The organism is Streptomyces sp. AK02-01A (genome assembly GCF_033795305.1).
In the GTDB taxonomy this organism is placed as follows: domain Bacteria; phylum Actinomycetota; class Actinomycetes; order Streptomycetales; family Streptomycetaceae; genus Streptomyces.
On record NZ_JARBAE010000065.1, the window covers coordinates 19562 to 29764 of the forward strand.

Consider the following 10203-nt stretch of genomic DNA (forward strand, 5'->3'; position numbering starts at 1 on the left):
ACGGCTACGGCACCTCGCGTGGACGAGGGAGGGGCGGGTGCGGGCCGCGGCGCCCGTACCCGCCCCTCTGTCTGTCGGTTCCGGGTCAGAGGCTCGCCGCGGCGGACGCGATGGCGGAGGCGAAGGTGGAGACCTCGGTGTAGACGCCGGGGTAGCCGGGCCGGGCGCAGCCGTTGCCCCAGCTCACGATGCCGACCTGGATCCAGGCGTTGGCGCTGTCACGGCGGAACATGGGGCCGCCGGAGTCACCCTGGCAGGTGTCGGTGCCGCCCTGGGCGTAGCCGGCGCAGATCTCCTCGGCGGCTATCACGTCGCCGCCGTAGGAGGAGTTGCAGCTTGAGTCGGAGACGAACGGCACGGTGGCCTTGAGGAGGTAGCGCTGCTGGCCGCCGCCCTCGGTCGCGGCGCCCCAGCCTGCGACGGTGAAGGTGCCGCTGTTGTAGGCGGTGGTGGTGGCGATCTTGAGGGTGGGCTGGTTGATGGGCTGGGCGAGCTTGATGAGCGCCCAGTCCTTGCCGTAGCCGTTGTAGCCGGGGGCCTGGAGCACCTTGGTGGACTTGACCTTGACGGCGCTGGCGCTCTGGAGGTCGACGACGCCCGCGGTGGCGGTGATGCTGGTGTTGTTGCCGGATCCGCTCACACAGTGTGCGGCGGTCAGGACGATGTTGGGGGCGTACAGTGCGCCGCCACAGCCCATGGAGAGGCGGACCATGAAGGGGAATTCGCCCTGGGCCGCGCGGGTGCCGCCGACGACGGGCGGTGCGACGGGCGCGGCGGCGCGGGTCGCGGGGGCCGGTGTGGGCGCGGCGGAGGCGGAGGTGGGCTGGAGGCTGATGGCTCCGAGGACGACGACGCCGGCGGCGGCGCATCTCTTGAGGGCACCCAGGATTGTCAACGGTCTGCCTTTCGTGGGGGGCTGGAGGTGGTGCTTGGTGGCGGTGTGCGCGTACGCGGCCGGGCCCGGTCGGCGTCGTCGTACGGACGACAGTCATGACATGCGCCCGACAAAAAAGCGTGATCCGGATTATGCGGAGGAGACAAGCCGCGCCACAAGGACCGGGATCCGGCCAGGCCGAGGAGGTGTCCTTCGGTCGCCGTCCGGTCATCGGACGGCTCCGGGGCCCGCTCGCCGTAGAGTGGATGCGGGCTGGACGTCCCTCAGGGGGGTACGGGCGTGACCAACGGCGGCGAGGTCGAACACGGCTATCCGCATCTCGACACCGTGCGGGCGGCGGTCAACGCGCTCTACAGACGGCTGTCGCCCGACGGCGTCCGCTCGTACGCCCTCAGTGTCGCGCCGGGCGATGTCGCCTTCTCCGACGCGGACGATCTCCATCTCGGCACCCAGCGGGTGGCGCGCGCCCTCGTCCACCAGCTCGGGCTGCCGGACGCGCGGGTGGTGGTGAGCTTCCGCGAGATGCGGCACGCGGCGAGCGTCGAGCTGACCGCGGGGCCCGAGTACTTCGTCGAGCTCAACAACCGCTTCCGTACGCACCGCCGGGACATCGGCGCCGCGCTCGCCCATGAGATCACCCATGTGCTGCTGCACCGGCTCGGGCTGAACTTTCCCGGCACCCGTGACAACGAGATCCTCACCGACACCGCGACGACCTATCTGGGCGCGGGCTGGCTGCTGCTCGACGCGTACCGCGAGGACCGCGACTCCAGCCAGAAGCTCGGTTATCTCACTCCCGAGGAATTCGGCTACGTCCTCGCCAAGCGCGCGCTCGTCTTCGACGAGGATCCGCGGATCTGGTTCACCAGCCCGCAGGCCTACACGTCGTATACGAAGGGCAGGGCGCAGGCGCTGCGCGACGAACAGCAGCCGCCGCTGACCACCGCCGGCTGGACGGGCCGTCACCGCTACGCCAAGGACCGCCGTTACGCGCTCGACCACCCGGGCGGCGCACCGGACCCGTCCCCGTCCGACGCGTTCTACGCGTTCGAGCGGCTGCCGGACGGACCGCGTGTCTCGTTTCCCTGTCCCACCTGCCATCAGCGCATCCGGGTGCCGGTCCAGGGCCGGGTGCGGGCGCGGTGCGGGCTGTGCCGGACGGTGCTGGACTGCGACACCTGACCGGAGTCGCACGTAGGGTCGAATCATGACCAGAGAGCCGACAGCGGGTGTTGAGGACCTGTTCGAGGCGGTGCACGGTGGTGCGGACGACACCGTTGTACGGCTGCTCCGGGCGGGAGTTGCCGCGGAGGCGACCGACGAGGACGGCCAGACGGCCCTGTATCTGGCGGCGGTCAGCGACGAGGCGGGCCTGGTACGGCTGCTGCTCGCGGCGGGCGCCGACCCGGAGCGGGCCAGTGGCCGGGAGGGCGGCGACCTGCCGCTGTGCGGCGCGGCGTGCGGCGGGCACACCGAGGTCGTACGGGCCCTGCTGGCGGCGGGCGCCCGGCCCGACAGCCGCGAGGAGTTCGGCTTCACGGCGGTCGCCTGGGCGGTCGTCCAGGGATTCCCGGACACGCTGGAGGCGCTGCTGGAGTACGGCGCCGACCCCGGGCTGCCGGGCCCCGGCGGTGAGCCGCCGCTGCTGCTGGCCGCGCGCCGGGGCTCCACACCGACGGTACGGGTCCTGTTGCGGTACGGCGCCGGAGCGCCGGAGGGAGCGGGCCGCGAGGCGCTCGACGCGTCGCTCGCCGAGGCACGGCGCTGGATGGCCCTCGACGTCGAACAGGAGCTGCGGGACGGGCTGCTGCGCGCGTACGGCGCCGGCCACGAGACGGTGGTGCGGCGGATCGAGGAGGACGGCTCGGTGACCGTCGTCGTCGAACTGCTCCGGGACGGTGAGCCGGTGGCCGGGCGGGAGCAGGGGACCGGACACGCGGCGGTCGCGACGGTGCTGGAGGCGGAGCTGGGCATCGTGACGCCGTACGAGGAGCTGGCGGCGCGGGCGCTGCGCTGCGGGGAGCCCGGGCGGGACGACTGGACGGAGTCGGTGGCCGCGCTGTGGCGGCGCGGCGACGAGGAGACGTTCCGGTCCGCGGCGGCGTGGTGCGGGAGCGAGGAGCCGCTGCGGCAGACGTTCGCCGCCGACGTGCTGTCCCAGCTCGGCGCGGCGGACGGGGCGGGCCCGTTCACGGCCCGCGCGGTCCCGCTGCTGCGGGAGCTGTCCCGGCGGGCCGTCGAACCGGAGCTGGCCCGCGCGGTCGTGACGGGCCTGGGCCTGCACGGCGATCCGGCGGCGCTGCCGGAGATCCTGCGGCACACCGGGCATCAGGACGCCGGTGTACGGCGGCGGGTGGCGCTGGCGCTGACCGGACTCCTGCCGGGTCATCACCAGGACGGAGTGTGGGCGCTGACCCTGCTGAGCAGGGACGCGGAGCCCTCGGTCAGGGACCGGGCGGTGACGGCGCTGGCGGGAGTGGACGCGGACACACATCCGGTCAGAGAGGCCCTGGCGGCCCGGCTGAACGATCCCGACGCGGATACGGCCGCGGAGGCGGCCAGAGGCCTGGCGATGCGTCAGGATCCGCGCGCGGTCCGCGCGTTGGCCCGGATCCTCGCGGACGAGGATCCCGACGGGTACGCGCGGCGGACGGCGGCCGACGCCGTGCGGTATGTGCCGGAGGGGCCGGACCGGCGACGGCTGGAGCGGACACTCCCGCGCCACCGGTGACGGATCCGCCGCGCCCTGAGCATCCCCGTCCACTGGTGCGGCGGTGAAACGGCCGCTTCGAGCGGGACGTTCACTGCCTACCCCAAATCTGCCCGCGCCAGGACCGCATCCTCAACGAGGCAGCCGGAGGCGCCGGCCCGCTCGGACTGATGAGGCTCGTCGGGATCACCGAGGAGACCGCGCCGCACTACGCCACCGTCGCCCACCCGAGCGGGCGCCCAAGCCGCCCCGGTGGCCGGCGCGCCGGTCTCAGTCGGCGGTGACGGGCTCGGCCACGGCGGCGGAGGTGTCGCGGATACCCATCCGCAGGTGTTCGACGTGATAGAGCGCCTGGTCGAGAAGCTCGGCGACGTGGTTGTCGTAGAGCGCGTAGATGATCGAGCGGCCGTGGCGTTCGCCGGTGACCAGTCCGAGGTTGCGCAGCAGGCGGAGCTGGTGGGAGCAGGCGGAGGCTTCCATGCCGACGGCCTCCGCGAGGTCGCCGACCGAGCAGGGGCCTTCCTGGAGGCGGGCCAGGATGTGCAGCCGGGAGGGGGTGGCGAGGGCCTGGAGGGTGGCGGCGACGTCGGCGGTGCCGACGGCGTCGAGGCGCTCGCGGGTGGTGGCGCTGCTCGGGATGCCGGTTCCGTGACCCATGGGGACATCATACCGACGACACCTGAAGAACTGTTCAGATGTTCCTGTATGGTGAGAGTGTTGCCCCCATCTCCCGTGAAGGGTCGTTCTGTCATGCCTGCTGTCCTCGGCCAACGGCCCGCGCCGACCGCGTCCGGACCGCGTCCGACGCCGAAGCGGCGCACGCGGGTCCTGGCGCTGCCGGAGGCCCGGTGGGCGCTGGCCGCGCTTGTGCTGTTCCTGACCGCCCTCCCGCTGGATCTCCTCGGCGCCCCGGCCCGGCTGTGGGCACCGCTGTATGCCGCCGTCTACATCACAGGCGGCTGGGAGCCGGGACGGGAGGGCCTGAAGGCCCTGAAGGACAAGACTTTGGACGTGGATCTGCTGATGGTCGTCGCGGCGCTGGGGGCCGCCGCCATCGGCCAGGTCCTCGACGGGGCGCTGCTGATCGTCATCTTCGCCACCTCCGGCGCCCTGGAGGCCTTCGCGACCGCGCGCACCGCCGACTCGGTCCGCGGCCTCCTCGACCTCGCGCCGGCCACCGCGACCCGGCTCCGGCCGGGCGGCGGAGAGGAAGACGTCCCGGCCGACACCCTCACGGTGGAGGACGTCATCCTGGTGCGGCCCGGTGAGCGGGTCGGCGCCGACGGCCAGGTCCTGGAGGGAACCAGCGACGTCGATCAGGCCACCATCACCGGTGAGCCGCTCCCGGTGGCCAAGCAGGCCGGCGACGAGGTTTTCGCGGGCACCGTCAACGGCACCGGCGCTCTGCGCGTACGGGTCGAGCGGGACCCGGCGGACTCGGTGATCGCGCGGATCGTGAAGATGGTCGAGGAAGCCTCCGAGACCAAGGCCCCCACCCAGCTGTTCATCGAGAAGGTCGAGCAGCGGTACTCGATCGGCATGGTCGTCGCCACTCTCGCCGTCTTCGCGATCCCGCTCGCCTTCGGCGACGAGCTCCAGTCGGCCCTGCTCCGCGCGATGACCTTCATGATCGTGGCCTCGCCGTGCGCGGTGGTGCTCTCCACGATGCCGCCGCTGCTCTCCGCCATCGCCAACGCGGGACGCCACGGGGTCCTGGCGAAGTCGGCCGTCGTCATGGAGCGCCTGGGCCAGGTCGACACCGTGGCGCTGGACAAGACCGGCACCCTGACCGAGGGCACCCCGCGCGTCACCGACATCCGCCCCGAGCTCGCTTCCGCTCTGGACGAGGACGCTCTGCTGGCTCTGGCGGCGGCGGCCGAGCACCCCAGCGAGCACCCGCTCGCCCGCGCCGTCGTCCAGGCCGCCCGCGAACGCGGCCTCGCCCTCGACGAAGCGGCCGGCTTCACCTCCACGCCCGGCGCCGGCGTCACCGCCACCGTCGCCGGCCGTACGGTCCAGGTCGGCTCCCCGGCCCGCCTCACTTCCACAGACGGTCCGGAGATGGGCGACGTGGTGCGGGCGCTCGAAGACGACGGACACACCGCGGTCCTCGTCCTGTGCGACGGCGCGCCGGCCGGTGTGCTGGGCATCGCCGACCGGCTCCGCCCCGACGCGAAGGCGACGGTGGCCGCGCTCACCGGACTCACCGGACGCCCGCCGGTTCTGCTGACCGGCGACAACGAGCGCGCCGCCCGCCGCCTCGCGGCCGAGGTCGGCATCACCGATGTCCGGGCCGGCCTGCTCCCGCAGGACAAGGTGGCCGCCGTCCAGGCGTGGGAGGCCGAGGGCCGCCGGGTGCTGGTGGTCGGCGACGGCGTCAACGACGCCCCGGCCCTGGCTGCCGCGCACACCGGCATCGCGATGGGCAAGGCAGGGTCCGACCTCGCCCTGGAGACAGCCGACGCCGTCGTCGTCCGCGACGAACTCGCCACCATCCCCGCGATCGTCGGCCTTTCCCGCAGGGCCCGCCGCCTGGTGGCGCAGAACCTGGTCATCGCCGGGATCTTCATCACCGCGCTGGTGGCCTGGGACCTCGTCGCCACCCTGCCGCTCCCGCTCGGCGTCGCCGGCCACGAGGGCTCCACCGTCCTCGTCGGCCTCAACGGTCTGCGCCTCCTTCGTGAAAGCGCCTGGACGAACTCCCTCGGCAACCGCGCCGCGTGAGCAGGTGAACCAGCCGCAGCCGCACGGCTGACGCGGTCAGCCGGGGAGTGTGAGGCGGAAGGCCGTGTGTCCGGGGCTGCTGGTGACCGTTGCGGTACCGCCGTGGGCGGTGATGACGGCGTGGACGATGGCGAGGCCGAGGCCAGTGCTTCCCGTGCCGCGGGAGCGGGCGTGGTCGGCGCGGACGAAGCGGCCGAAGACCTCGGGCCGGATTTCTTCGGGGATGCCCGGGCCGTTGTCGCTCACGCTGACGCGGACGCTGTGCCGGTCGGGGGTGAGGGTGATCATCACTTCGGTGCCGGGTGGGGTGTGGGTGCGGGCGTTGGCGAGGAGGTTGCCGATGGCCTGCTGAAGGCGGTGGGCGTCGCCAGTGACGGTGACCGGCTCTTCGGGGAGGTCGAGGATCCAGCGGTGGCCGGGGCCCGCCGCGCGGGCGTCATCCGTCGCGTTCAGGATCAGCAGGGTCAGGTCGACCGGCTCGTGTTCGAGGGGGCGTCCGGCGTCCAGACGGGCGAGGAGCAGCAGGTCGTCGACGAGGCGCGTCATGCGCCGGGATTCGCCGTTGACGCGCTCCAGGGCGTGGCGGACTTCGGCGGGGACGGGGCCGTGGTGGCGCAGGGCGAGTTCGGCGTGGCCGCGGATGTTGGCGACGGGGGTGCGCAGTTCGTGGCTGGCGTCGGCGGCGAAGTGACGGAGTCTTTCCTCGCTCGCGTGGCGGCGGGTGAGGGCGTCTTCGACGTGGCCGAGCATGTGGTTGAGCGCGGTGCCGACCTGGCCGACCTCGGTGCGGGGGTCGGTGTCGGGGAGCGGTCCTGGCATGGCGACCTTGCCACTGGCGAGGGGCAGCCCGGCGACCTCCGCCGCCCGGGCGGTGACCCGCTGGAGGGGGCGCAGGGAGATCCGTACCCACAGGGCTCCGGCGGCGCCGGTGGCCAGGAGCGCGGCGCCGAACAGTGCGGCCTCGACCGCTTCGAGGCGGTGGAGGGTCTCCTCCACCGGGTGCAGGGGCAGGCCGGTGATGAGGATGTCCTGGTCGTCGCCGTCGACAGCGGTGACGCGGTACTTGCCCAAGGTGGAAAGGCGGATGCTGTGTCCGTGTCCGTCGGCAGGGACCCCGGCCAGGGCGCGGCGGTCCCCGGCGGTGAGCGGGAGGGAGCGGTCGGTGGCTTGATCGACGACAGCGGCCTGGGTGGCGGTGCCGTTCAGGAGGCGAGCGCCGAAGGTCGCCTCGGCCTGACCACGCGTGTCGGGCCGGTTGTCGGCGTCGGGCTCGGCCTCGTGTTCCAGGCTGGCGGCGAATCGGCCGCCGGAGGCGTTGAGTTGCTCGTCCAGGCGCCCCATCAGGAAGCCGCGCAGGGCGAGGGCCGTAGCGATGCCGACGGCGAGGCAGGCGAGGGCGAGCAGGGTGACGAGTCCGGCGGTGAGCTGCCCGCGCAGGGTGCGGGGGACCGGGCGCCTCACGAGGTTTCCGGCTTGAGGACGTAGCCGACGCCGCGCACGGTGTGGATCACCGGGGTGTGTCCGGCATCGATCTTCTTGCGCAGGTAGCTTATGTAGAGCTCGACAACGTGGGCGCGTCCGCCGAAGTCGTAGGCCCAGACGCGGTCGAGGATCTGGCTCTTGGACAGGACCCGTCGCGGGTTGCGCATGAGGAAGCGCAGCAGTTCGAACTCGGTGCGGGACAGATCGACGGTGGCCCCGCCGCGTCTGACTTCCCTGGCTTCCTCGTCCATGGTGAGGTCACCGACGGTGAGCAGGTTCGTGCCCGGCTCGGTTGTCATCCCGGCCCGCCGGAGCAGCCCGCGCAGCCGGGCCAGGACTTCTTCCAGGCTGTAGGGCTTGGTGACGTAGTCGTCGCCGCCCGCGGTGATGCCGGCGATGCGGTCTTCGACCGCGTCGCGGGCCGTCAGGAAGAGTACGCACACGCGGGGTGCCTCACGCCGCAGGGCCCGCAGGACCCGCATGCCGTCCATGTCGGGCAGCATCCAGTCCAGGACCACCGCGTCGGGCCGGAAGGCGCGGGCGGTGGCCAGAGCGGTCGCGCCGTCGGCGGCGGTGCGCACCTGCCAGCCCTCGCCGGTCATGGCTCCGGCCAGGACGTCGGTGACGTCGGGTTCGTCATCGACGACGAGGATCCGCACGGGGTCCCCGTCGGGGCGGTGCAGAGGCGTGGTGGCGCGCGGCTCGTTCATGGTTCCTTCAGCATCCCCCGGCCCGGGCCGGGGCGGAGCGGGCCGTGCCTTTGAGTTTCCTCTCAATCCGCGCGGAGAAGGGCCGGCCGAGCGATTTCAGAAGATACGCAGAGGTTGGGCTGTGAGGCTGGCCGCCCATCGCCGGAGCGAGTCCCATCCGGAGGAGCCCCATCCCATGACCACCACCTTCAGCAGCACCCGTGCGAGCCGCGGTATGCGCCACCGCCGCCCGCGCCGCAGCGCCGTGCCCTTCCTGGCTCCGCCGGCGATCTGGGCCGGTGCCGCCGGGGTGCTCGCACTGTGGTGGAGCGACACGACCTCGGTCGTCGGCCCGGCGGGCTGGCTCACCGGCGCGGGACGCATCACCGGTCTCCTGGCCGGCTACGCCTGCACGATCCTGCTCGCCCTGATGGCCCGCGTGCCGCTCCTGGACCACACCATCGGCACCGACCGCCTCGCCCGCTGGCACGCCTGGGGCGGCCGCTGCACCGTATCGCTGGCCCTCGCCCACACCCTGCTGATCATCTGGGGCTACTCACTGACCTCCCACACGACCGTGGTCAGCCAGACGACCACACTCGTGCTGCACTACCCCGACCTCCTCAAGGGCACGGCCGGGTTCCTGCTGTTCGTGGCCACCGGAGTCCTCTCGGCCCGCGCGGCCCGCCGCAGGCTGAGTTACGAGACCTGGCACTACCTGCACTTCGCCACCTACCTCGCGGTCTTCCTCACCTTCGGCCACCAGCTCTCCAACGGAGCCGACTTCGTCGGCAACCGCTCCGCGCAGGCGGCCTGGTACACACTCTTCCTCGGCGTCGCCGCGCTGCTCGCCTGGTACCGGTTCGCCGTCCCGCTGCGGCGCGGACTGCGCCACCGCCTGCGCGTCACAGCGGTTCACCCAGAGGCTCCCGGCGTGGTCTCCGTCCACCTCACCGGCGAGCACCTGGACGAGCTGGGCGGCCGGCCGGGGCAGTTCCTGCGCTGGCGCTTCCTGACCCGCGGGCTGTGGTGGACCGCCAACCCCTACTCCCTCTCCGCCCCCGCGCACCCACACCATCTGCGCATCACGGTCAAGACCGCCGGCGGCCACAGCGCCGCGCTCGCCCGCCTGGCACCCGGTACCCGGGTATGGGCCGAGGGGCCGTACGGCGGCTTCACCGCGAACCGCCGCACCGCGCCCAAGGTCCTGCTCCTGGCGGGCGGCGTCGGTATCACTCCCCTGCGCACGCTCTTCGAGACGCTGCCGGGCCAGGTCACCCTCGTCTACCGGGCGCGCCGCCCGGCCGACCTCGCCCTGCGCGGTGAACTCGACGCGATCGCCGCCCGCCGACGGGCCACCGTGCACTACGTCGTCGACGAACCGGCCGCGTGCTCCTCACCCCTCACCGCCCGGGGCCTGACCGCTCTGGTGCCGGACCTGGCCGCGCACGACATCTACCTCTGCGGCCCTCCCGGCATGACGCGGGCCGCGATCCAGGCCCTGCGCGAAGCCGGAGCTCCGGCCCGGCGCATCCACCACGAGTCCTTCGCGTTCTGAGGAGAACCACCATGCGCCGAGCCGTCCTCACCACCACCGGGATCAGCGCCCTCGTCGTCGCGCTGCTCGCCCTCAAACCCCACCAGCCTCCCGCGCTTTTACAAATCTGAACTTCCCCACCCAAAGCCTCGGTAAATTTACATAG

8 protein-coding genes are annotated in these 10203 nt (G+C 72.8%); 4 read left to right on the top strand and 4 right to left on the bottom strand.

The window, feature by feature from the left end; all coding sequences use genetic code 11:
* Positions 1-85: 85 nt before the first annotated feature.
* Positions 86-895: a serine protease gene (locus PV679_RS33720; protein ID WP_319684820.1), complete on the bottom strand. Its 810-nt coding sequence runs from the start codon at positions 893-895 to the stop codon at positions 86-88.
* A gap of 279 nt (positions 896-1174) precedes the next feature.
* Here PV679_RS33720 and PV679_RS33725 point away from each other — a divergent pair, with 279 nt between their 5' ends.
* Together PV679_RS33725 and PV679_RS33730 are read left to right on the top strand one after the other, a co-directional pair.
* Positions 1175-2077 carry a hypothetical protein gene (locus PV679_RS33725; protein WP_319684822.1) on the top strand — a complete coding sequence of 301 codons (903 nt, stop codon included), beginning with the start codon at positions 1175-1177 and terminating at the stop codon, positions 2075-2077.
* Positions 2078-2102: 25 nt separating this feature from the next.
* On the top strand, positions 2103-3626 hold the full coding sequence (locus PV679_RS33730) for an ankyrin repeat domain-containing protein (RefSeq protein WP_319684823.1): 1524 nt from the start codon (positions 2103-2105) through the stop codon (positions 3624-3626).
* A 249-nt stretch (positions 3627-3875) separates the two neighbouring features.
* Here the strand turns inward: PV679_RS33730 and PV679_RS33735 are convergent, their stop codons facing one another.
* The gene (locus PV679_RS33735; protein ID WP_319684825.1) at positions 3876-4262 is read right to left on the bottom strand and encodes a metalloregulator ArsR/SmtB family transcription factor; all 387 of its coding nucleotides are present in this window, start codon (positions 4260-4262) and stop codon (positions 3876-3878) included.
* 93 nt (positions 4263-4355) lie between these two features.
* Between PV679_RS33735 and PV679_RS33740 the strand changes: the two genes are divergently transcribed.
* Entirely contained in the window at positions 4356-6329 is a 1974-nt protein-coding gene (locus PV679_RS33740) for a heavy metal translocating P-type ATPase (protein WP_319684826.1), read from the top strand.
* A gap of 36 nt (positions 6330-6365) precedes the next feature.
* Here the strand turns inward: PV679_RS33740 and PV679_RS33745 are convergent, their stop codons facing one another.
* Both PV679_RS33745 and PV679_RS33750 read right to left on the bottom strand, forming a co-directional pair.
* A complete protein-coding gene (locus PV679_RS33745; RefSeq protein WP_319684828.1) occupies positions 6366-7790 on the bottom strand; it encodes a HAMP domain-containing sensor histidine kinase in 1425 nt (474 codons plus the stop codon).
* A complete protein-coding gene (locus tag PV679_RS33750) occupies positions 7787-8521 on the bottom strand; it encodes a response regulator transcription factor (RefSeq protein ID WP_319684830.1) in 735 nt (244 codons plus the stop codon). The genes PV679_RS33745 and PV679_RS33750 overlap by 4 nt, the downstream gene beginning before the upstream one ends.
* A 175-nt stretch (positions 8522-8696) precedes the next feature.
* Between PV679_RS33750 and PV679_RS33755 the strand changes: the two genes are divergently transcribed.
* A complete protein-coding gene (locus PV679_RS33755) occupies positions 8697-10058 on the top strand; it encodes a ferredoxin reductase family protein (protein WP_319684832.1) in 1362 nt (453 codons plus the stop codon).
* The last annotated feature ends 145 nt before the right edge of the window (positions 10059-10203 follow it).